At 40.9% G+C, this 24,259-nt stretch carries 17 protein-coding genes; 5 read left to right on the top strand and 12 right to left on the bottom strand.

Annotated elements, in window-relative coordinates:
* The first annotated feature begins 87 nt into the window (after window positions 1-87).
* A complete protein-coding gene (locus AM500_RS24785; protein ID WP_197282654.1) occupies window positions 88-1,863 on the top strand; it encodes a M14 family zinc carboxypeptidase in 1,776 nt (591 codons plus the stop codon).
* Window positions 1,864-1,918: 55 nt separating this feature from the next.
* Here the strand turns inward: AM500_RS24785 and AM500_RS02285 are convergent, their stop codons facing one another.
* The 3 genes from AM500_RS02285 to AM500_RS02275 form a co-directional block, all read right to left on the bottom strand.
* Window positions 1,919-2,584, bottom strand: coding sequence for a class D sortase (locus tag AM500_RS02285; protein WP_053597751.1), 666 nt, complete (start codon window positions 2,582-2,584; stop codon window positions 1,919-1,921).
* 2 nt (window positions 2,585-2,586) lie between these two features.
* Window positions 2,587-3,633 (bottom strand): processed acidic surface protein, encoded by a 1,047-nt coding sequence (locus AM500_RS02280; RefSeq protein WP_053597750.1) that lies wholly within the window; start codon window positions 3,631-3,633, stop codon window positions 2,587-2,589.
* A 315-nt stretch (window positions 3,634-3,948) separates the two neighbouring features.
* The gene (locus AM500_RS02275) at window positions 3,949-6,339 is read right to left on the bottom strand and encodes an Ig-like domain-containing protein (RefSeq protein WP_053597749.1); all 2,391 of its coding nucleotides are present in this window, start codon (window positions 6,337-6,339) and stop codon (window positions 3,949-3,951) included.
* A gap of 249 nt (window positions 6,340-6,588) precedes the next feature.
* Between AM500_RS02275 and AM500_RS02270 the strand changes: the two genes are divergently transcribed.
* Window positions 6,589-7,668 (top strand): C40 family peptidase, encoded by a 1,080-nt coding sequence (locus tag AM500_RS02270; RefSeq protein WP_053597748.1) that lies wholly within the window; start codon window positions 6,589-6,591, stop codon window positions 7,666-7,668.
* Between the two features lie 78 nt (window positions 7,669-7,746).
* On the opposite strand, the gene AM500_RS02265 is transcribed toward AM500_RS02270, so the two are convergent.
* From AM500_RS02265 to AM500_RS02255, 3 genes are all read right to left on the bottom strand, one after another.
* Complete coding sequence (locus AM500_RS02265) at window positions 7,747-9,648, bottom strand: DUF6270 domain-containing protein (protein WP_197282653.1); 1,902 nt, start codon at window positions 9,646-9,648, stop codon at window positions 7,747-7,749.
* 148 nt (window positions 9,649-9,796) lie between these two features.
* Window positions 9,797-11,578, bottom strand: a complete 1,782-nt coding sequence (locus AM500_RS02260; RefSeq protein WP_053597746.1) for a CDP-glycerol glycerophosphotransferase family protein — start codon at window positions 11,576-11,578, stop codon at window positions 9,797-9,799.
* A gap of 250 nt (window positions 11,579-11,828) precedes the next feature.
* A complete protein-coding gene (locus AM500_RS02255; protein WP_053597745.1) occupies window positions 11,829-12,758 on the bottom strand; it encodes a CAP domain-containing protein in 930 nt (309 codons plus the stop codon).
* A 410-nt stretch (window positions 12,759-13,168) separates the two neighbouring features.
* Between AM500_RS02255 and AM500_RS02250 the strand changes: the two genes are divergently transcribed.
* Both AM500_RS02250 and AM500_RS02245 read left to right on the top strand, forming a co-directional pair.
* Window positions 13,169-14,686, top strand: coding sequence for an ATP-binding protein (locus tag AM500_RS02250; protein WP_053597744.1), 1,518 nt, complete (start codon window positions 13,169-13,171; stop codon window positions 14,684-14,686).
* Window positions 14,687-15,736: 1,050 nt separating this feature from the next.
* Window positions 15,737-16,570, top strand: a complete 834-nt coding sequence (locus tag AM500_RS02245) for an STAS domain-containing protein (protein ID WP_053597743.1) — start codon at window positions 15,737-15,739, stop codon at window positions 16,568-16,570.
* Between the two features lie 42 nt (window positions 16,571-16,612).
* On the opposite strand, the gene AM500_RS02240 is transcribed toward AM500_RS02245, so the two are convergent.
* The 5 genes from AM500_RS02240 to wecB all read right to left on the bottom strand — a co-directional run bounded on the left by AM500_RS02240 (window position 16,613) and on the right by wecB (window position 22,984).
* Entirely contained in the window at window positions 16,613-17,662 is a 1,050-nt protein-coding gene (locus AM500_RS02240; protein WP_053597742.1) for a DUF6270 domain-containing protein, read from the bottom strand.
* Between the two features lie 133 nt (window positions 17,663-17,795).
* A complete protein-coding gene (locus AM500_RS02235) occupies window positions 17,796-18,752 on the bottom strand; it encodes a CPBP family glutamic-type intramembrane protease (protein ID WP_053597741.1) in 957 nt (318 codons plus the stop codon).
* Window positions 18,753-19,175: 423 nt separating this feature from the next.
* The gene (locus tag AM500_RS02230) at window positions 19,176-20,372 is read right to left on the bottom strand and encodes a toxic anion resistance protein (RefSeq protein ID WP_053597740.1); all 1,197 of its coding nucleotides are present in this window, start codon (window positions 20,370-20,372) and stop codon (window positions 19,176-19,178) included.
* Window positions 20,369-21,025, bottom strand: coding sequence for a 5-bromo-4-chloroindolyl phosphate hydrolysis family protein (locus AM500_RS02225; protein ID WP_053597739.1), 657 nt, complete (start codon window positions 21,023-21,025; stop codon window positions 20,369-20,371). The genes AM500_RS02230 and AM500_RS02225 overlap by 4 nt, the downstream gene beginning before the upstream one ends.
* An 819-nt stretch (window positions 21,026-21,844) precedes the next feature.
* Window positions 21,845-22,984, bottom strand: a complete 1,140-nt coding sequence (wecB, locus tag AM500_RS02220) for a non-hydrolyzing UDP-N-acetylglucosamine 2-epimerase (RefSeq protein WP_053597738.1) — start codon at window positions 22,982-22,984, stop codon at window positions 21,845-21,847.
* Between the two features lie 320 nt (window positions 22,985-23,304).
* Here wecB and AM500_RS02215 point away from each other — a divergent pair, with 320 nt between their 5' ends.
* Entirely contained in the window at window positions 23,305-23,808 is a 504-nt protein-coding gene (locus AM500_RS02215; protein WP_231688091.1) for a sigma-70 family RNA polymerase sigma factor, read from the top strand.
* An 81-nt stretch (window positions 23,809-23,889) separates the two neighbouring features.
* Here AM500_RS02215 and AM500_RS25280 read toward each other — a convergent pair whose 3' ends face one another.
* A complete protein-coding gene (locus AM500_RS25280) occupies window positions 23,890-24,054 on the bottom strand; it encodes a YwzD family small protein (protein WP_156319723.1) in 165 nt (54 codons plus the stop codon).
* Window positions 24,055-24,259: the final 205 nt, after the last annotated feature.

Genomic DNA, 24,259 nt, shown 5'->3' with positions numbered 1-24,259 from the left:
CAACTTATTTACCATTTTTTACGCTAGTAAAGTTGCTATAATTAATTGATAGATACATAGCTACTAATTACATGAGGGGGAAACTAGTTGCGCAAGGTAAAACTTTTTATTATTGCGGCTATCTTTATGTTTTCGGGGTTTATGTTCCCTGAAAGCGGCAGGGCTGCAGGTATCATCGTCAACCCAAATCAGGTTTATTCCTTCGGGGATATGATCACCGATATGTATAAGCTGAAATCGGCTTACCCTGGACTTGTTCAAGTAAAAGTCATCGGCAAATCCGAATACGGTCGGAACTTGTATGCCATTGGCCTCGGCAAAGGCAGTGCCAATGTGTTTGTTAACGGCTCCCATCATGCCCGCGAGTGGATGACGACGACATTGAATATGTATATGATTAACCACTATGCAGAGGCATACACAAAAAATACCTCCATTGGCGGCTATAACGCCAGAACTATTCTTAATCAAACAACAATATGGTTTGTACCGATGATTAACCCGGATGGTGTAAAGCTTCAGCAGGAAGGATTAAAAGCATTTCCTCAAAGCATGCACGCGTCATTGAAGAAAATGAATGAAGGAAGCACAAACTTCAAACGGTGGAAGGCAAATGCAAAAGGTGTGGACCTAAACAGACAGTACAACGCCGGCTGGAAGGCGTTAAAAGGCCCCACTGCTCCAAGATATAAAGATTTCAAAGGATACGCCCCACAAAGTGCAGCTGAGACAAAGGCAGTCATAAAATTCGTTAATGGAATCAATCCTGAAATGGCCGTCTCCTACCATAGCAGCGGAAAAATTCTATATTGGAAGTACAGCCAGACTGGCAGCCAATATACGAGAGACCATGCTTACGCGAAAAAAATCGGTTCCCTGACTGGCTACAGACTCATCTACCCTCAAGGAATTCCGTCAGGCGGTGGTTTCACCGATTGGTTTACTAGTTTTAAAAAGAGGCCTGGCTTTACTCCGGAAATTTCAAAGCCAGTCTACGAAACCAATCCTCCATTAAGTGAATTTGCCGGTGCGTGGAGAGAAAACCAGGCAGTTGGGCTTTATGTGGCCCAGGAAAGCGCTAAATTATACAATGACAGGCTTTTTGCCCAGTTGAAGCCCAAATTTGTACAGCTCACAATTGACTCGAGGCAGCTAAGGCCATACTATTACTCAGAAGTGAAAAATGTTGCCGATTTGAAGATCACTAAGGCCCACACTGATTTATATAATTCACTGAGTTCACGGAATAAATCACTCACTTCACAGGCAGCAAAGCTTCCATCCAGCTACCGGACAAAGCTTGCAACCTACCAAAAGGAAATCAACGCGCATATAACCAACTCCGGCAATTTTATCGCTGGTGTTAAAGCAGGCGACGCACTGTTGGCACAGAAAAAAGCTCTAAATGATAAGCTGACAGCCGGTGCTTTGGATACTGGAATCGCCGCAATGCATAAAAAACTGATTGATTCAACAGCAGCAACATCCAGAGCCGTCACTAAAATGGCATGGGCATCCGTACGCTCCCTTGCGAATACAAAATACATTGTTCCTACAACGATTACGAAAGACAATACAATGTATGAAATCAAACGTTATGGTTTAACCAGTGAAATTGAACAGTTGCTTCAACCAGAAAATCTCCCTGTCGTAAAAGAAAAGCTGGCCCAGCTTGACCAGTTGGAGATTGAAGCAGCCGAATACAAGAAGGCGCGGAATGCAGAAAATCCTGGCAAGTTTTACAGCTTCCCGGCAACCGAGGCACTTCTGAAATCAAAAAAGGATGCAATTATCGCATGGATTGCCGAAACTGAAGCCTCTGCTGAACAAATAAACTCAGATGAGGAAACAGAAACTCCGTAAGAATTCAAACTAAAAAAGGACATCTGCCACCTTAATGGCGGATGTCCTTTTTCTATTATTTACGAACCCATTTCTGATTCAAATCTTCATTAATAAGGTAAGCCTGAAGAATATACCTATCAGGTGCATCACCTATAAAATTAAATGGATAGCAGGTGGTTACTGTTAGCATTGCCCTTGGCTTTGGAACAATAACAGTCCGGTCATCGGCATCGACAATCCGTACCTTTTTCACCTTATACGTAAATGTTCCAGCTTCTGTCGTAACAACAAGCTGGTCACCTACGCCTACCTCGCCTAGTTTTCGGAACACTGTATCCCTATGCCCCGAGAGAACGGAGTTATCCTTTTCACCCGGAAGGACACTGCCCGCAAAATGGCCGACGCCTTTTTCAAGCTCATCCTCGTCCGTTCCGTGAAAAATAGGCAGAGTTGCATCGAGCTTAGGAATATAAAGGCTCCCCATATTTTCCCCAATTTCAGGCCGCCTTGAGTACAGAGGCTGCTCTTTCGGCTCTTTTGGTTTCGGCTGAACCGTTTCTACCTGCACCACAGGTTTTTCATCGGCAGCAGCTTTAAACAAAAAATACCCCTTGGCAAGCTTATATACGTTTGTAGTTGAAAACCAAGCACCTGATACGATGACAACCATAGCCAGTGAAAGAAGAATCCACCGTTTCCGATGGACTCCTCTTTTCTTCCGCTCCTTGCGCATTTCCATTCCTATCTAGTCCTTACCTTGCGGAACAATGCAACGCCGCCAAGCAGTATAACAAGGCCAAACAGTGCATTTTGTCCATAATCAGACGCTGTATTAGGAAGCTTTCCGCCTTTGACAGTTGAAGGTTTTGCAGGCTTGGAAGGACTCTTTACTTCCTCAACGACTTTCTCGAGATCTTTCCCGGTGTCAATAATTGTTCCTGAATCCACGTCTTCACCAGTGATAATCATATCTGCAAGAAGTTCCCCAGCTAAATTGTAAAGAGAGATTTTCAGCTTTGCATTTACAAGCTCATCCATGCTAAAAAGGTCTTCCAATGAAAGCGGTGTTTCTTCTCCATTAGTAATCAAGGTATATTCAGCCTGCAGTTCAAAAAGGTCAAGCAGTTCAGCGTAGATATCTAGCATTTCCGCAAATTGTTCTGCAGTCAGTTCAGTAATTGTAGTAAAATCAACATCTTCGAATGCCATCATTCGCTCAGAGAGAGCCTCCAGCCTGGCAAGTGTTTCCTCACTGCTAAACTTTTCTTCTAAAGAAGATAAATGTTCAACAAGTTTGTCGATTTCTTCCTGAGTCAAATCAAACTCTGCAAGCATTGCTTTATACTCTGCTTCTAGTTCTTCCTCGGAAGGGAAATCTCCTTCTTCATAATTCACATAGAAATCGACTGTGCTATATAAATCATCGATAAAGATATAGTCATCAATCGACTCGCCGTTTTCATCAAGCAACGCTTCAAGGCCCGCTTGGTCCAATTCATATTCTTCATAAATTGATGTTAGATTGCTTAGGTCAGCCTTAATGATTTCTCCAAGATCGGCTTTTAAATCAGTAACAGTTTCCCATTCGTCAAGTGTGCTGAACCAAAATTCCTCGAGGTAGGCTTCCAGGTCTTCCTTAGTAAATTCAATTCCCCTTGTAACGCTGATTTCCGCCAAATACTGTTCCAATTCCACTTCAGAAATGCCCGCAGCTTCCGCTTTGGACCCTTGTGGGAATAGGCCAACAACTAGGAATAAAGCTAGTAAAAATACCCCAATCTTCTTCATGTGCTAACTCCCTTGCTTGTAATATATTTGTAATACAACTCTAGTATAGTAGGTTGGAAGATTATTCACAATACTAACTTTATAAAGAAAAGATGGAAAATTTTGTGGTTAAGTTGGGAAAATTATCATAAAAACCCCTTTGTATTTATCAAAAAGTGTTCCTTTTCCATTAAAACTTCCATATATGACAACTTTTTTAAGTTGGGAAAAAATCTGCCGTAATCTTACAAATACCAACAGTTTTTGTAAGATTAACATTCCCCCCGCCTACTTTACGCAAAAAACGGACCGAATCCGGTCCGTTTTTCTCATAGATTAATAGCTGGCCACTTTCACACTTCCAGGTTTACTTACATTGCCCGCCTTATCTTTCGCATAGACATACAGGACCGTCCCAGAGCGCTGTTTAGCAATTTTAATAGAGTACTTGCCCGTACTGGACGCATAGCCAGAGCCAAGAACAGTTGAACCCCGTTTCACTGTAACATGGGAATAAGCTTCGGCTTTTCCTGTAACAACAGTCGAGCGGTTGGTAACCTTATAAATGACGGGCACACTTGGAGCCGTCTTATCAATAACTGTTTTGGAAGTGGCTTTGCTTCTGTTCCCTGCTTTGTCAGTTGCTGTCACTGTCATAACAGTTCCTGCCTTTTGGTAGCCAGGCAGGGATATTTTAAACTTCCCATAGGCATCTGTTACAGCATAGCCGAGCTGGGTGGTACCTCGTTTAACCCTTACGGTCGATTTCGGTTCTGCTTTTCCAGTCACTGTCTTATGGTTGTTTGCAACTGTGCTCACAGTTGGGACTCCTGGTGGGGTTTTATCCACTACTGTAGTTTTCGTAATGGCACTCATATTCCCCACTTTGTCAGTTGCGGAAACAGTCAGGATAGTTCCTGCCTTATGTGCCTTTGTTAATGAGACGATAAAGCTCCCATTTCCATTGGCAACAGCGTGTCCCAACTGGGTTGATCCTAGCTTTACCTTTATTGTTGACCCCGCTTCTGCCTTACCGGTTACTTTTTTATCATAATCCTTAACCTGGTTCAGAACAGGCTTGGCAGGAGCAGTCTTATCAGTAACTGTCACTGAAGCAATCCCGCTTTCATTGTATGCCGCATCTGAAGCGGTGACAGTTAGAACCGTCCCGGCTTTTTGAACAGGAATTTTAACACTATAAAGACCTGTAGTTGCTGCCGTTCCTTTTCCCAAGACAACTTTTCCTGATTTTACTGTAATGGTGCTTGCAGGTTCTGCACTACCGGACACTGTCCCATCATTATCATCCACCGGTTTAATAAACGGAACTTCGGGTGCTGTCGTATCAGAAGACTCAGCCTTATCAACGATGGTATAGCTTACATTTGCACCTTTATCAACAGGAATGGAAAAAGGCTGATCACTTAACAGGGGTTTATAGATGGCCCCTCCACCCTTAAGGCGGCTGCCATCCCTCCCCATGCCTGGGTTTAGCGCATCATAAGCCTCAATGCCCTTAAAGCCATACAGACCTTTATCCCTTTTTAACAGCAATGCTGTCCGAAAACTGGTCATGAATTTCCCGAATGACATTCCCGGGTCAATATACTTTTTCACAATAGCCTCTACGGCCCGATAATCATCGTATTTGTTTGAGATGATTTCCTTATATACACCGTTTCCGATCCCAGCCTGGAGCATGAGATATTGTCCAAACAGATAGGATAACGAATAATTCGCAAGTACATCGCCATAGTCATCCCAATAAAGCAGGGAATGACCGTTTGGTATAGCCTCGGAGTTGTTATAATAATCAATCCTGTAATCCAGGGCGCGGCCTGAATATACTTGTTCTGCCGCCATTGCAAGGCTTTCATCCAGCCATGTATCCATTGGTAAGAATTTTCCTTCAATAAAGACTGTCCTATTGAAATTGACCATATGCTGAAATTCGTGCACAAGTGTCGTATAGGCAACTGTTACGTCCTTATCAGTACCCATACCCATGGAAGGGTATGTATCAACATAGAAAATCTCGGACTTATTCGACCTATTGTAAGCATCTCCCTCAAACAGGTCTCCGCCATAAAAATAGCCGCCAATATAACCGCCATTGCCATCAAAGCCATCCTGGATATCATAGACAAGGATATTGATTTTCCCATCACCGTTTACATCCGACTCTTTCGCAAAATTGGCCGTTACCATCTCGTACATGGTTGTATCGAACTCGGCACCAAGCTTGGCAGCATCTTGATTGGAAATTTGCCGGTTATTGACCCATACATTTGCTTTTGAGCCACTATATGCAAGGCGCGCCGGGATTCTAACGTCAGTCTCCTCAACAAAATTATATGTCCAGAAATACTTAAGGTCACCAGTTTGATACGCACGTATTGAATAGTTCGGGAGCTTGTTCTCTTCTACTTTTTTATCCTTATACTTTTCAGCATCAAAGGGTTTTGTAGGATTGAACTTAAATGGCTTCCCATTTACATTTTTCCTTAACGCAACCAGTTGTTTTTCGAAGGCAGTAGTCCCAGAAGGCTGGCTTATATTCGGATTGATAGATTCATTGCTTATCACAAGATACTTCTCCGGAACAGTAACCTCTTCCGCTTGGATTCCCTCATTATTTTGGTTAAGCTCTGAGCCAATGGCTGCTCCTGGAAAAACTAGCATACATGAAAGAACCACGACACTGAATTTTTTTAAATAGCCCTGCATATGGCGCCTCCTGGGTATAATCTAGCAGTAAACTTGCTGATGCCTTTTATTCTATCAGCTATACCCATTTTGTGGAATGTTTCATTTGGTTCATTTTCCCCATTTTAACTTCTAAACTCCAACATTTTTCTTAAATTTTGAGTCTTTTCTACAAATTTCCCAAAGTTTTTCAGATTGATATACTAATTGTTCCAGCGCCATGGTAAAATATTCTTATTAAAAAATTACTAGTGAGGTGGTCCAATCCCGATGAAAGGGAAAGCTGTCGTTGCATTTGCCACTGTTGCCATCCTATCCGCTGCCTATTCCGCCGAAGCCTCTGCCTCAAGCATTAAGTACACTGTAAAAAAGGGAGATACCCTATCAAAAATTGCCCTTACATACAAATTAAATGTAAGTCAGATTAAGACGGAAAATGGCTTAAAATCCGATCTTATCTTTATTAATCAAAAGCTGGTTATCCCGGTTGCTTCAAAAAAATCGGCAGTAGCCCCTGCGGTTAAGAAACCAGCACCAGCAGCAATCAAGACTCCCGCAACATATACGGTCGTTAAAGGAGACTCGCTAAGCAAAATTGCCAGCAACAAGAAGACGACTGTAGCAAACCTGAAGAAATGGAACAGCCTTAAATCCGACATCATTTATATCGGGCAAAAGCTGATTGTATCAGCTCCAGTGACGGAAAAGCCAGCTGTTGCTCCGGAACCAACACCTGCAAAGCCTAAACCGACCCCAGCAGCACCAGCCAAGCCTGAACCGCAAGTACCAGCTTCCGAAACTATATTTTACACGGTAAAAAGCGGTGATACGCTTGGTGCCATCAGCATTAAATATGGTACGACAGTTGCAGAAATCAAAACACTGAATAAATTAACTTCCGATTTGATCCGGGTCGGCCAGGTATTAAAAGTCCCAACGAAAAAGGCTGTACAGCCTGTAAAGCCTGCACAATCCGAACCTGCCACTGGTGAATCTCAATTGATCATTGAAACAGCCAAGGAATTGATCGGCACTCCATACGTCTGGGGAGGAACAACCCCGGAAGGCTTTGATTGCAGCGGCTTTATTTACTATGTGTTCAATAAATCTGGCAAAGACATGCTCAGGCATTCATCACAAGGCTATTACGACCGCTCCTATTATGTGGACAAGCCTGAAGCCGGTGATCTAGTATTCTTTGAGAATACATATAAAAAGGGCATCTCTCATATGGGCATATATATTGGGGATAATCAGTTCATTCATGCAGGCAATAACGGCGTAACGATTACAAGTCTGGACAATTCTTATTACAAAAAACATTTTGAGAGTTTTAAGCGATTTTACTAATGGTATAGAGCAAAATTATAGAGGCTGTCCCAAAAATATGTTGGGACAGCCTCTTGTTTAAGGTACTTATTCTTTATTCTACCTATTTTGGTCAAACACAATAATTCTAGCCAATTCTCCGGTCATACCTCGATAATAGGCGGACTCATAATGATGGGGTCCGAATGGACTTGGGTGTTTAATGTCACCTATATAGCCATATCTTTGCATATCCAACAGCTTTGCATTTGGAGCCTTTGTTAAAAAGTATTGGTTCATTTTTTCCCAAAGGCTGTTGTAATTGATAAAGCTTTTTCTTGAAATAATCTTCTCTTCGATAAAATTCTTTACATTTCGATCCTTATCATAGTACCTGTCAATTAGTCCGCCAGTATTTAATACTAATCGCTTTTCCGGCAAGAACTCTTGAACCCTCTCCAAAAATTCATCACACGCCCTTTTCCATACACAAAAGTAATCAGGATCACGATAATCCATTTGCCTGGAAGTTTTAAGTACCTTGTTTTTATAATATTCTGTAGACCTAATGTATGGATTGACACCAAGGTAGGTTCCATCCTCAAATTTCCTAACTCCATGAATAACATCGACATAAAAGTCGATGATTAAATAATCCACATTTGCATCTTTTATGTCACTAAATATCGTCTTATCCATCTCGCGCTTGATTTCGCCCATTTTTTTAGGGGCTATGTTAGCAAATTCAGATTCGTCATACTTTATGGGTTTACTTACCAGGCTGATAATTGAAGGCCAAAATTGGCTGAAACAGACATTGAATGCAAGTTTGTAATCGTTATTTTTATAGAATTTGTCCTGGCTGTTAAACTGGCTTCGTGAAAAACAGGAGCCAAGCACTCCGATCTTTACGCCATTTTCCTGTTTCGCACGAACAAAAATATTGAATACCTTTTCTCCTTCCAGATAAATATTATTTTTAGAAGTAGGAAAGCAGGTATATAATGGTTCTTTTAATCCAAGCTTATACTGAATGCCATCTTTAGACTGTAAAATAATCCGGTAACGCTGTTCATAGTTCGCTTCAATTTCACCGAAAAGTTCATCCATATTGAGCTCGAAATACGTTTTCTCCCTCCCATCCTGCAAGGTTGGAATGGATTTAAACTGTATATAATTGTCCATTGGCGAAAGGAAATTCAACTTATTATATCTGCACACAATAGCCTGTCCTTCCATTTGTATAGAAAGGATGATTTCATAAATGCCTGGTTGAGCTTCTACTATATGGTCTATTTTATTTGCCGGGTATTTCCGACTTATTTTTAATGCCATGTTCCCTTTATTTGTTTTATACAATTCACCGGTGTAATTTTTATTACCAAAATCAATCGGAATTGGCAGTTTATCAGGAATATCTACTTTCCCAAAGTTAGAAAACCTAATTCCGTCTGACTCACCTTCAACAATAAAATCAAAAATAGTGATTTCGTCTTCCAGCATTAAAATACCCAATATGTCCTTCCTCAGAACGAAACCATTTTCTTTATGGGAAAGTGGTATATTAAGTGAATGAATCCCCGCATCTTTAAATACTCTTTTCCTGAGATGCACATTGATTTCAGAAAGGCTTGACTGGATTTCAAACGTTGTTTCATTATTTTGTGTAGAAAAACCTATTGTATTTGCAAACTTTCCCATTAAAATCTTAAACTGAAACTCATTTTTTTTATTGATTAATGTTGTAAAAGAAAGATTCTGAGAAAGTGTAACTATTTGACTGCCACTAGAGACATAATCCTTATCTGCCTTAAGCGGCACAGACTTCTCCTCTGCAAGAACATACAGCCACACCAACTGGTCTCCTACAAAAGTCTCTCCCCTTTTCCTCACTATTTCTAGTAAAGGTATGTCTGCAATATGGACAAGCCCTTCGCTTTTCAACTCAAGCGAATAATAGTATTCATATGCTTGGGCTCCGATGAACCTTTCCATATCCTTGAACCTTAATTCAAGTTTCAAGTTTTCAAACTCTATTTCACTTTTAAAGCTCAATGAAATCCTATTTTCTTCAAATCTATAATTCAAAACGGAAAACAATTCTCTACACCTCAATTTCTTTGCAAAAATAAACACTTACATAAATCTGCAAGTGTTTATTTGGACAATTCTATTCCATTCCTTTAATTAAATGATTCACGACTCTTTCACTAGCCTTGCCATCCTGGTAATCAAAGAAATAATCACGGAATGGCTTAATTTTCTCTTTTTGAAAATCATTCTTAATAATTTTCGCAACCATCTGGTCAGTATTTTTTACAAGGCTGCCCGGGATGAAGCTTTGATATTCAAAATAAAAACCACGCTTGCTGATATAGTTCTCAACATCATACGCATAGAAAAGAATGGGTTTGTCGAGCAGTGAAAATTCAAAACAGATGGATGAATAGTCGGTAATAAGTAAATCCGTAATCAGCAACAAATCATTAACTTCCCTGTAGCTCGTAAAATCATAGAAGAAGTCAGCATATTTGTAAGGAATCGTTACCTTATTAAGGACAATGAAATGAAGCTTGAAAAGAAAAACATATTCATCCTTAAGGTTTTTATAAAGTTTTTCAAAATCAAGATTTTCAAAAGGATAATGGGCCTCTTTTCTTCCCTTGCCCCTGAACGTAGGAGCGAACAAAATAACCTTCTTGCCCTTTAGAAATGGGTAGGCTTCATAAAGCTCTTTCCTTTTTGATTCCTTGTATTCCTCGTCAAAAAAAATATCCGTTCTCGGTATTCCCAAAGGGATAATTTTTTCTTCATCTATATCAAATCCTTCTGCATATTGAGGAGTGATATTTTTCGAACTAACTATCGCTTTCGTATAATTCCTGTGATCCTTGGACGTGATTTTGGGACCGCCTGGCTGTCCCATTCGGCTGTATCCGAATTTTTTAAATGCACCGGCGCCGTGCCAAAGCTGAATCAGATCCGTATTTTTCCTAATTCTCAACTGAGAAAACATCGGATAGTTTTCTTCTAATAAAGTTGCTTTTGATGTAGCAGCGTCATATGCAAGCCTAATAATCTCTAAAATCGACTTCTTTACAAAGCTATTTTCTTTGAACATGAATCTATATTCATAGTCTAGGTTTTGTTTTTTCATTTCATCGTAAACAAACTTAAGGTTGCCTCCTACTTCGTCCCTGCTGTCTGAAGCAAATAAAACTTTCCTCTTATTCACGGGAAATAAGTGGAAGAGGTAATAAAAAAACATGAATCCTTTTGTTCGCATAAGCCTATAAAAGGCATTCGGCTTTTCGGTTTTATTTTTAATATCTCCATAAAGCTCACTAGGATTAATCGATTTAACTTTATGTGATTCGATTTGCAAACTTTTCGTATTCAAATCATATCTTGCCATTACATTATAGAGCAGCTGCGAATTGGCAGAGTAGTGTTCCATTTTCGAAGTATAGAAGCCATCTTTTAAGTACCTGCGGATATCACCAAGGGGCACTCTTTTAACTAATTTATCGTTCTTTTGAAAAATGACAATTTCCAGCAGGGCTACATAATTGCCTTCCTTCAAAGGCATATTATTCTCAACATTCGAAAGATCAATCGTGCCCTTATATCCTGCCCACCTGTACTGGGGGTCGATTGCCTCTTCTAAAGATAAAAAATTATCAACTGTGATATCTTCCAAAATGAACTTCCAATACTTTTTTTGTTTACTATCAAATAAAACAAGCCTCTTTTTTACGTCGAAACATTTTAATATAGGGATATCATTAATATAACAATAGCCCTCAAGGGTTAGGGTAGGGCCATTAAATCTTAAGTCTAGTACATTATGCTCAACACTGTACCAATTCTTGTCATCTTGTCTATCCTTCTCTTTCATAAGAAGGTCTATATAATCTCTGGTATTCCTTTTCTCAGTTGTTACAGTTTTCATTTTGCATCCTCCACAAAATGCTATAAGCACTTATGATTATTTTAAAGAACGTGGAATCCATCAAAAGTCGTAGTTTATTTACAATAAATTTACATTCTACATTATTATAAATGTTGTATTTTTATTTTAAAATAAACTTTTGGTAAAATAATGAAATTATCCTACTAATATTAATCTTCAAATTTCTACATTTTTCTACAAAATTTGCAGTAAAATAGCAGGCTTTCATCGCGAAGGCCCGCTAACCTATTTATCTCACCTTATAAAAATTTTGAGTATAATACGGGGTGTAACTCCCCGACTTAAACGCAACACCAGTTCCAAGATGCGTGTAGTTCTTATTCAAGATATTATTTCGGTGCCCAATCGAATTCATTAATGATTCATGAGCAAAAATACTGCTGGATTGCCCATAGGCAATGTTCTCGCCCGCAGCCCAATAGCTGATGCCTGCCGCCTTCATTCTATCAAAAGGGGTTTTTCCTTTAAGATTGGTGTGGCTAAAGAACTTGTTAGTAACCATATCCTGGCTATGCAGCCTTGACGAGTTTCTTGCCTTTTCACTCCAGAAAAGAACTTTAAGGCCGCTTTTTACACGGTCGGCATTTACAAGGTCGAATAGCTGCAGCTCAAAACCGGAGCGCAATGAAGTAGACGAAACGCCATATCTGGCCGCCTTCCTCTTTTCCATCGTACTTGATAACACTTGAATGCCTGTAACTTTTCCATCGTTATAGGAGTCAAAGAATATGGTGATGTATGCACCGTTTTTATAGAAGGTCTGCATTTTGGAGTCATTAGTGACTAGATAGTTTGTGCTTCCTTTAAGTATGCCTTTAATTGGCGTACCGAGTGCTTTTTTCACTTGGGTAAGGGTCGATCCTACACGGATGCCGAAGATCGCATAATCTGTGTCCATTGTGTAAATTCCTGTTACCTTATCGTTCAAGTAACTAACCATGTAGTAGTCTTTGTATGAATTATGGTAGGTGTACCAATTCAATTTATATTCATTTGCTGAAACCCTTTTTTCTTTTCCAAGTTTTGTTGTTACAGCGGCTTTTGTTTCCCCTAGTTTAATCGTCGCAGTTGCAGCATGGCTTTCAGCTGGCTCTATAAAAAACACTGCTCCGGTCAGTAGAGCAGCAAACATAAGAATCGACAGTAATTTCTTTTTCAAGCTGATACCTCCAAATGTAAGATTTTTGAAAGACTCTCACATTCTAGTTATTACTTTGTTAACGTGCTAGAGTCTTTTGTCCTCTACCCCAGGGAAAAAGACCTATTTTTTATAAATTTTTCATTATTGTGAGGGAAAACGACAAAACGGCAGGCATGAAATTAGAAGATTCAATGTAAGAAGAATCAAGCAGCGGCAGAGCCCTCCAAGGATGTCGTATAGTGTTTATTTTAGCCGCGCAGCTAAAAACTAAATTTATGGCGAAAATCGATATACAAATATTTACAAACCATGCAGAGTATCATTATAGTTAAATTAGAAAATTGTAACTATTTAGCTATTCGTTGCAAACTACTTCTGTTATCCTTAAATGAATAGATAAGTAGAATAATTTTAGCCGGAGGAGTATCATGAACAGTCAAATGTATGATTTAGGCTGTAAAATTAAACAACTCAGCGGTGAGCTCGCTGAGTATTTGGATACGCCAGGTACCGGCAGCAAATACAATGTCCTGTACCACCACCTGGACGATTCCCACTATATGCAAAAATACCTTTTCTATCTTCTTGGCGAGTATCTCTCAACACATAATCCTTCCATTAAAAATGATTTACTTTCATTCGCAAATCTCCTTGGCCAACGATCTGTCGGTATTGCGGGATCCCTAGATACTTGTATCGGCCTTGTTTACAAAACCCGGTCTGCCATTATTACCTTAATGGAAACGGAAATAAAGGAAAACAAGCTTACAGGGGAATATTTTATCGAATCAATTAAACTCCTGGATCCACTTCTAAATGCAGTACTAAGCTCTGTCATAAACCATTACAACGATATCCTCTTCGCGACAAAATACGCCCTTGATGAGTCAACAGAGGACCTGCGGATGACTCTGAAAGAGTTAGCTGAACTTAAGAAGGCTCTAAACGAAGCAACAATTTTCGCTGTCATGGATGAAAATGATGCATACATTTACGTTAACGAAAAATTTTGTGAGGTATCTAAATTTTCCAAGGACGAATTAATTGGGAAAACCCCCTATATTCTTAATTCCGGCTATCACCCTAAAGGCTATTTCGACGACGTCTGGAATGATTTAAGTGCGGGAAAGGTCTGGAACGGAGAGATCTTGAACAAAGCGAAAGACGGAACAACCTATTGGACAGATACCACAATCATTCCCTTCATTGATAAAGCAGGCAGGAAATATAAGCACATCTCCATCCAATACGATATAACAGAGAAGAAACGTACCGAGGAAACGCTTCTAAAAGCAGAAAAGCTGTCGATGGTAGGCGAACTCGCAGCTGGCTTTGCCCACGAAATCCGCAATCCATTAACGACCATTAAAGGCTTTGTCCAATTGTTAACAGAAACAACAAAGGAGACGGTCTTTACTAAGACAATCTTGGATGAAATCGACAGGATCAACTCGATTGTTAGTGATTTCATGATTTTTGCAAGGCCTCATGTGACTGATTTTACTCAGTGCAATCTGACCGAAATCCTGAAAAACATTGCAAAATTCATTGAGCCGGAAGCACTGCTGCGAAATGTCCTTCTCATTACTGATTTCCCTGACGAACCAGTGATCATTTCCGGGGAGAAAAATCAGTTAAAGCAAGTGTTTCTCAATATAATGAAAAATGCTATTGAGGCAATCCCATCAGGCGGTTTCGTGTATATATCGATGAACATCCAGCCATCGGAAGTATCGGTAACCATAAAAGATACAGGGGTCGGCATGACGGAAGAACAATTGAGGAAGCTAGGGGAACCCTTTTTCACGACAAAATCAACCGGAAATGGCTTGGGACTGATGGTGACCTATAAAATCATCCAGGATCATAAAGGCAGAATTGATGTTAAAAGTGATGGCCCTCATACCGGGGCCACCTTCAAACTTACTTTTCCGCGCATACAATAAGAGGCCAGGTTTTTGGAGACAAAAGCCTTGGTCTTTTTATTTTCCATTTAAACATCTCCACTGCCACCTTTACTCATACTTTTACTCAAAATTATTTCGGCAAATTCTCCATTGGTCTATCCAAATTCGCTATCTTCTTCTCCAGAGAGCACCCATCCCTTGTCCATATAAGGCTTACCTTGTCCGATTCCCTCTGTTTTTGAGGAACTCTTTTTTGTTTATTCCGGCTAAAAAGACGGTAAACATCTAACACAGGAAGAGATGAATCTCTGGTTCCTTCATCCTTCTTACACCATAAAGAAACAATACATTCTATATGAAGGAGTGGGCGAGAATGAAAATAAAGGCAGGCAGCTGGAAGAGATTGGCCGCTTGGGAAAAGCAATTCATCCTGAAGGCCATCAGCCATAGTTCGAGAATCAAAAACGGGTAGGGCTGCGCCTTTTTCGCAGCCCTTTGCTCCCGTTTTGCAACCAAGCCGACACTATTCGGCAATTCCCCATGCATTTCTTCACAATTCAGCTCATTCTATACGTAAATCCATAGTTTCACCCGCATTATACAGGTAGGAAAGTCAGTATTTGTTGAACGGTTTATATTCAAATTCGCCTTTCGCAGCGCTATAGTTATACATAGAAAGACAATGAACAGCAAACGGCCATAATCATACTTTTTCATGTCAATAAAGAAATACGGGGAGGGAACTTTGGTGAAAATTCAAGTCAAAAACTGGAGAATGCTTACCGCTGAAGAAAAGCAATTTTTATTAAAGGTACTCAGCAACCGTTTTAAACGATAATAAGCTCGCGCCCAAACCAAACTATGTATAATAAACTTACTAAATTACCAGGCAGGTGGTTTTCTGTATCTCAATCAGCGAGATACCTAAAAGCACCGCTTCTATTATGAAGACAAAGGCAGCCGTCAAAGCTGCCTATTTAATTTTTATAAAAATAAGCATTGTTAGAAAAGTAAAAGGTATTTATTTTGCGGGATTCAAGGACAATACTATATGATAAGTATAGGAACTATTTGGGAGGAGCTTAGTCAGTGAAGGATGAATTGCAGTATATAGGCAATAAAATTATGGCGAATGACCGTGTAATAGCTAAAAACGTCATCATAAATATTGATAAAAATGATACATTTGATCTCCCTGCTACCTTACTTCCCGGTGAAAAACAACTGGAATTTTACTCAGAACTTGTCCATCTGCTTGGTGAGGCGCTTTTGAATACTGCTCCTATATACGACAAGGTTGAGGAATGGAGCAAGAAAGCAGCAGGTTACGCCATCCTGTATTCCATTTCCCTAACAGACTCCCTTAGGAGCGTAGCATTTTTCCGGACTGTGATTTGGGACGTTTTTACCGAAGAACTTGAGAAAAAGAAATTTGCAGCGATTACGATGCTCGATGTCTCTAAAATACTCGACCCTTTATTAGACCGCGTATGCAGTGTCATAGGCGAGGAATTCGAGGTCCATACAAATAGGCTTATGGATGTTGCCTATACTGCTCTTGAGGAGCTGTCTGTACCGGTCGTTCCGATTGTCGAGGGTATAGCCGTTGTGCCCCTCGTCGGCTCAATTGACACCCGCCGCGCAAGGCTGATCATGGATGTCTCCTTAACTGAGAGCGCCAAACTGAATGTCCGTCAGATAATATTTGATGTTTCCGGTGTACCTATCATCGATACAATGGTGGCCGACCAGCTATTCCAGATTTTCAATGCTCTAAGGCTTACAGGTGTTCAGGCAATTGTGACCGGCATTCGGCCTGAAATCTCGCAAACCATCGTCAGTCTCGGATTGGATTTTACAGGTATTAAAACAAGAGCCAGCATGCAGCAGGCACTCATGGAACTTGGCGTACATAAAAAATAAACAAAAACTAAAACGCCTGTAGAGTTCTGCAGGCGTTTTGTTCTATTCCTTTAGTAACTTATAAGCTTTCCTTATGGCTTTATACTTTTTCAGTTTCCGTTTTGCAAACTTGAAGACAGTCTCCGTTTCAAATCGGTTTAGCTTCTTTCTGGCTTTTGCAAGCTCTGACTTTGTTTTTTCCAATTGTTCTGTCAAGGATGCATATCCTTGTTCCTTGGAATCGGGCTGTCCAATTGCCCGTTCCTCGTCAAGTACAAGGAGGTTTTTCACAATTTTCCCTGGCAGTCCCTGCTCCCCAACCCTGTCGAAGAGGACAATCTTATTAAGTCTATCAAGAAACTCCGGGTAATAATCCATTGTGTAATGTACATAAAATGGACCCCATGGGTGCTCTGTAAAGCTGGCCAGGTCGCGATGCCTCAAATCGATTGTATGCACACCGTACTTTTCAACTATATAATCATCAAGCTCATCCCAAAGTTCATTCATGCGCTTGACGTCCATATTCATTACCTTGCCTGAGGTGCTCAAAGGTTTTCTCACACAATCCGTGATATATGTTTCGGCGTTTCTAGCCTTATGTACAATAATTCCGCAATTTGGAACTTCACTTTTCATAAAAGCAAAAAATCGATCTGCATGCTCCTTCCAAAGCTTCAGATAGCGTTCAGTATCCTTTTCGATTTTAAGCTCTATCATCTTGTCTGTTTCCTTCAAGTCCTTATAGTAGCTTGTCTTCCATAGCATCCAGCGATTATTTGTAATGTAACGTCCATCCTCAAGCTCAAGGACCCCGAAGTGTATATCGCCGAAAAAGTCGAGAATACAATAGTCTGGCTGAAGTTCCTTCATTTGTTCAAGGAACTCTTTATTTAAGTCTGACCGTACATTCCATGCTTCGTATTTGCCCATTCCTTCTACATATTCTTCCTTAAACATAGTGGGTTTGGACATCAAGCTAATAAGAGATGTCTGATTTTGGGTCAGCACACAGTCATAGATATCTTTATAATATGGGTTGAACTTTGAATTGAAATTGTCCCTAGTCACGCAGCTTCCCATCACGGCAACATTTACTATTGGCTGATCCATTTGCAAACTCCTTCTCTTCGACATCGTTCATCATAATTCTACATTATTCTTTCATCTCCCTGCTACTTTTACACATCTTCACCTTATAAATAAAAAAAATGCGGATAAGCTCCGCATTTTCGTTTGGATTATTCTATAGGCTTGCCTTAATATCAGTTTCCTTCTCCGGACTTATTTTTCGCATAGCCGCCTCGATTGCCCAGGCTGCAAGTACCGCCCCCGAGAATATAAGGGAAGCTGCCTCAAAATAATACCATTCAATTGTCATCAAAATATCGTATACACCATGGACAGCAATTAATAGCCAAAGATTGCGTGACCATAAAAGAAGGATACCCAGAATCAACCCCATATTGGTAAATGTGACAATCGTCCCTATCGTCACATCCCATGGCTGAGGAGTATCCAGGGCGTGCCCTGTTCCAAACAGAAGACTGCTTAAAAACAAAACAGCCATTAAAAAAACTTCTCCCGGCCACTGCCGCCATTTTAATGGGAGTATTTTTTTAAAAAGCAACAAAAACAGAATCATATAGCCGAGCCGGTATACCTCCTCGAATCCAGCCAGTGCAGAGGTATAAAAGTCGTAGCCAGCAAAGTCAAACCACTCCAATACCGGGTTTGTATCATTAGGTTCAACCATACCCTCTTCATCTGCGAATGAATCCCAGCCGCCCTGAACCGTATCAATCGATTCTTCCACATACTCCTGATAGTTATCATTAAAGCCCGGAAAAAGAATATAGGAATAAAAATTGACAACTGCTGATGCCATATTGAACAGGAGAAAAACCGCTGCAAACTGTGAAATATACCCTTTATGCCAAAATGACCTCTTTCCGCCAGGCTCCGCGGGACACAACCCGAGCGCGTCTCTCAATGTTCCGGAGGCATAAGCTCCAGTCCGTCCCATCAGCCTCGGATGCAGCTTCCAGGCAAGAAATATCGAAACAATCATAATTGAATCATATAGCTCGGAAAAAAAGTAACTGTACCGAGAGAAATAAAGTGCCAACTCGGAACCAACGGTCACGATCAACAGTAAAAGCAATAACCGTTTTGATATCGGTTTTGTTAAGTCGTTTATCAATTCCATTTCCCCGCTAACTTTTTAATTTTCAAAAGCAATTGGGCTTGGATTATTGGCCAAATAGCTGTACAAGCAGAAAACCCCCACCGTTTACCGCCAGCAGAAACAAGCCGCAGCCCAGTAACCATCTTCTATTAAATTCCATAATCATACTCCTGATTCATTTTTCTTAGCGTACCATATCTGCGTTAACCAGACATTAGTTTTTCTTGATGGAAAAAGGTTAATTTTCGACCGGAACCTACCTTAAATGACAAGCTAGTTTTTAATCAAACGTTTGATTAAAAACCTGAAAAGACCTTTCAGGTTCTGTGATTCACTAAATTCGCACTTAAAGAAAATGTCGAACAGATACAAACTGTTTTATATCCACAGGTGCAGAAAAAACGCTGCAGGCGTTGTTGCCAGCAGCGTTCACTATGGTTATTCGATTCGTTTTCGGTCCGTTTCACCTTTGATATCCAGCAATTTCTGCTTCAGGTTGCTCTCCATGAGTGATAGCTCATGCTCGGCCTGGCGGCGTTTGGTGCGTCCTTCTTCCTGAATTCTTAATGTCTCTTCAAGGGTTGAGACAAGGCTTTCCTGGGTACGCTTCAGCGTTTCAATTTCCACAATGCCCCGCTCATTTTCACGCGCAGTCTCGATGGTGTTCGCCTTTAGCATCTCGGCATTCTTTAATAACAAATCATTTGTGGTCTTCGCAACCTGCTTCTGGGCTTCAACCGCATTGCGCTGGCGGATAAGAGTCAACGCAATCGCGACCTGGTTTTTCCAGAGCGGAATTGCCGTCATAATTGACGACTGAATTTTTTCGGCTAACGCCTGGTTTGTATTCTGGATGAGCCTGATTTGCGGCGCACTTTGGACAGTCAATTCTCTGCTTAGCTTCAGGTCATGGATTCGTTTATCAAGGCGGTCAGCAAACTGCATCATATCATTGACTTCCTGGACCTTCATCTGGTCTCCTGAGACTTCCGCTTCCCTGCGCATTGCCGGGATAGTTTTTTGAACAAGCTCATCATACTTCAATTCACCCGCTGCTATGTACACATTCAGGGCATTGAAGTACTCTTTGTTATGCTCATATAATCTCTCGAGGAGCGCCATATCAGCAAGAAGGGTGTTTTTGCTTCGGTCCAGCTTTACAGAAATCCGATCTATTTGAGCTCCGGTTTTTTGGTACTTGGACAGTACTTCCTGGACAGATCCAGTCATCTTGCCGAACATGCGTGAAATTAAGCCGCGTTTTTCTTGATTCAATTCGTCGGGATTCACATGTGACAGGTGCTTCATCAAGTCGTTAATGATTTCTCCAATTTCCCCTACATCCTTCTTCTGCACATGCTCGAGCATCGTATTTGAAAAAGAAAGCAGCTTGGATTGCGCCTGCGTCCCATATGAAATCATCGCCTGGTGGTTCTTCGGGTCAATCTGCTCTGCTAACTGGATAGCCTTCGCCTTGTTCTCCTCAGGGATGACATCAATCAGGCGGACCTGCTTGCCGCCCTCGTCAACTGGTGCCGGTGCAACAGCTGGATTTTCATTCGCGCCAAATGGATCTGAAAGAATATCATCAAGAATATTATTCGAATTCATGGAAGGTTGATTGTTTTGATTCATTTTAGCCTCCTGTTTTCTTCAGGGATTTTAATATTCTTTTGATTTGCGATTACTTTTTTGGCAACATCAATTTCAAAATCGAGATGGTCAATATCATCCCTGATAATATAGTATAAATCTTGCTCAATTGTGTCAGTCAGCTCATCAAGCGTCCGCTGGGTCTCATGAAGCTTAAGTTCGAGTTCAGGACTCCGCTTCGGCTGCGCAGACAGGAACGCGTATTTTTCGGCAAGTTCAATTAAAGAATCTAGATGTGAAAAGTAAAATCGTTCCGCTTTATAAAATCGCTTTGGTTCATTTTTGGTCAGCTTGTAAATGTTTTTCGTTACCCGCAGCAGCTCAATCCGCTGTTTCAGGGACGGAAGATTTTTTATCGAAAAAAGGGCCCTATGGAGGCGGTTGATTTTCCGCTTTCCTTCCTCCAGGTTGGTTTTAATATAACGGTATTCCTTCCTTGTCAGGCTATGCCTCTTCAAGAATTGGGAATTAGTGTACATGCCAACTGATTGGTATGCCGTAAACCCGCCAGCCGCCGAAATTCCGGTTGACAGCAGCCATCCTGCATCGAAACCAAGAAAGCTTACCGCTCCCGCTGTTACAGCGGTAGGGACAGCTATTGAACTTCTTAATAAAAATGAAAGAAATGGATTCATACGGATCGACTCCCGACTTTAATAGCTATATCTGTTAGTACGTTGATGGCCATGGAATTGTTTCATTTTACACGAAAAATAAATTTGTAAATATTGGTTCCTTATATTAACAATACACGATTTGAAGGTATCTTTCCACCGGCCGGGATTGTAGAGAACACTAAGACTTAAGGCTGAGACTCTAAATTGAATACTGGTTGGTCAGTTTGGCCGCATTACTTCATTTTGTTTCATGGCGCTCTGGTTCTTATCTACACTGCAAGACCTGTCTCGCTTGAAGTGTAGGATGTTTTCTAGTCTGTGCCCGTCTTCATAAGCCCGATGAAGGACGGTAAGGCATGGTTTTTCGGTCTGTGCCCCTCTTCATAAGCCCGATGAAGGACGGTAAGGCATGATTTGTTGGTCTGTTCCCGTCTTCATAAGCCTAATGAAGGACGGTAAGGCATGATTTGTTGGTCTGTTCCCGTCTTCATAAGCCTTATGAAGGATGGTAAGGCATGGTTTGTTGGTCTGTTCCCGTCTTCATAAGCCTCATGAGGGACAGGCAGGACATATTCACTTCCAAGAAAACTCTTGGGAGCTTCTTCATTTTTCCATTTATAATCTCGTTTTCCTCAACCTGCCTGGTTTCAAATTGAGTGTAAATACAAAAAAGCCTCCATCCAGTATCGACAGAGGCTTAGCTTTATATGCGGTTAACAATCACAGCCCGTTTAGATCTGATTGTTAACTAAGATATTTCCTTAGAAAAATCAATCGGGCTTAGCGCGGCTAACCATTAGCGGGGAGGAATTAAACCCCATTGATGAAAGGTTTACTTTATTGGAAATCTTCAGGCCGCTCGGCTTGCTTAAAATGATAGAGGATTGCCTCTACAATTCGAGCCGAAGCTGAACCATCTCCATATGGGTTTGATGCTTTAGCCATTTTCCCATGGGCTTCATCATCCGTCAGCAACTCATCTGCCAGCGTAAAAATCGTTTCTTCATCCGTACCGGCAAGCTTTAATGTGCCAGCTTCCACCCCTTCAGGCCGTTCGGTCGTATCCCGGAGTACCAACACGGGAACCCCAAGTGAAGGCGCCTCTTCCTGGACTCCCCCCGAATCGGTCAAAATCAGATGTGCGCGTGAGGCAAAGTTATGGAAGTCAATGACATCAAGCGGCTCTATCAGAGATATACGGGGATTATCCCCGAGAATCCTGCCTGCTATTTCTCTTACGACCGGATTCATGTGTACCGGATATACCACTTGTATATCCTTATGCTTGTCGACAAGCCTGCTAATAGCCCTGAACATGTTTTCCATAGGAATGCCGAGGTTTTCACGCCTATGAGCTGTCATCAGGACTAGACGGTCACCGCCCAGTTTATCAAGTACAGGATGTGAATAATCTTCTTTAACTGTAGTTTTCAGAGCATCTATAGCTGTATTGCCGGTTACAAAAATCGCATTTGCTAATTTATTTTCGGTCAGCAGGTTTTGCCGGGATTGCCTGGTCGGGGCAAAGTGCAGGTCCGCAATAACCCCAGTAAGCTGTCGGTTCATTTCTTCGGGGAACGGAGAGTACTTATTCCAAGTCCGCAAGCCTGCCTCAACATGGCCAACAGGTATCGAATTATAAAATGCAGCAAGACTTGCAACAAAGGTGGTCGACGTATCGCCATGAACGAGAACAAGATCCGGCTTCGCCTCTTGCAAAACAGCGTTTAGACCCTCCAGGCTCCTTACAGTAACATCGATAAGCGTCTGCCTGTCCTTCATGATGTTTAAATCATAATCGGGAACAATCTCAAAAATACTCAACACCTGATCGAGCATCTGCCTATGCTGAGCCGTGACCGTCACAATCGGTTCGATTTTATCCTTATGCTTCTCAAGTTCTTTGACTAGCGGCGCCATTTTAATTGCTTCCGGCCGTGTGCCAAACACGGTCATCACTTTAATTCGATCTACCATTTTTTTAAAAACCCCTATCAATTAAGATTCTACTTCATTATATCGGTTAGCCTCAGCTATGGCTATAAACCAAAAGCCTCTCTATATACCCTAAAGACATTTGAAAGAATTTTCACTTATTCCAAAATGAGAGGAAATTTAATTTTTCAACTTATGTAAACAATATTTTTTCATTTATCAGGATCATTCTGCTTGAAATCGGCTTATTTACCTGGAATAAAAAGTAAATTAATAGATTTCGACACCCAAACCCAGCCGCTATATGGTTGACTTACCCGGGAATAAAAATGGCAAGCGCGCTTCCCCGAAAGGGACGTACTGTGGAACGCCAAATTGAAAATTTCGAGCATATCGCAACCCAATACACCCCCATGATCAACAGCATTATCCGTTCTCTTCACATCTACACAAACAAGGAAGAATTCTATCAAATTGGCCTTATTGCCCTATGGGAGGCAGCAAGAGGCTTTGATCCGGAAAAAGGAAAATTTGAAACATATGCCTACCGCTTCATTAAAGGCCGGATGATGATTGAGTTAACCCGATGCCATAATCAACTTGAACGGAACATCCACCTAAAGCCAGAACAATGGGAGTTATTAGAAGATCTGTCTGTAGGCGAGACCGAAATTTCCGAACTGATTGATGCCTGCGGAAACTCCCTCACCAAAAACCAGATGAAATGGCTGAAATATGCATGCCAGGACCAACTGACTATTCAGGAGATAGCCACTATAGAAAACGTCAGTGTTTCAACGGTAAAAAGTTGGCGGGATAGAGCCAGGAAAAATATTAAAACCATTATGGAGGAAATTGGCTTTTAAGATAACCCGCTCCATTTAACTATATTAAAATAGTTATTTCAGCAAAAAAATAGAAGGGGATCGTCTCCCCTTCTATTCTCTCTATAATCGATCCGATTCGGCAATCGGCATACTTTGCAAGTCCAATTTCAAGTCTTCAAGCATTTTCCAGGTTGTCATTTCAGTTTCTGTTAAACCCTTTTCGTAGGCCCGCTTTAAAATCTCAAAAAAAAGCATTTGGCCTTCTGCTACTCCACTGTTCTTCACTTCGAGTTTTTCCCTCCTTTTTCAGTCTTTTCAATCATTCTAGTAAAAATATTGTCAAATGTAAATGAATTTCCAAAAATTTAATATTTGTCAATTTCGTGTCAGCATTTCCCTGCAAATCCATCCAAAAACCAGTGTTAAGAATATCCCCTTTTTCGGCAAACTTAAAACCTATTAATAAGTTAAGAAAAGAAAATAACATTAT

Origin of the sequence: Bacillus sp. FJAT-18017 (assembly GCF_001278805.1) — a bacterium.
Taxonomy (GTDB): domain Bacteria; phylum Bacillota; class Bacilli; order Bacillales; family Cytobacillaceae; genus Bacillus_D.
This window is presented reverse-complemented; position numbering and strand designations above follow the sequence as displayed.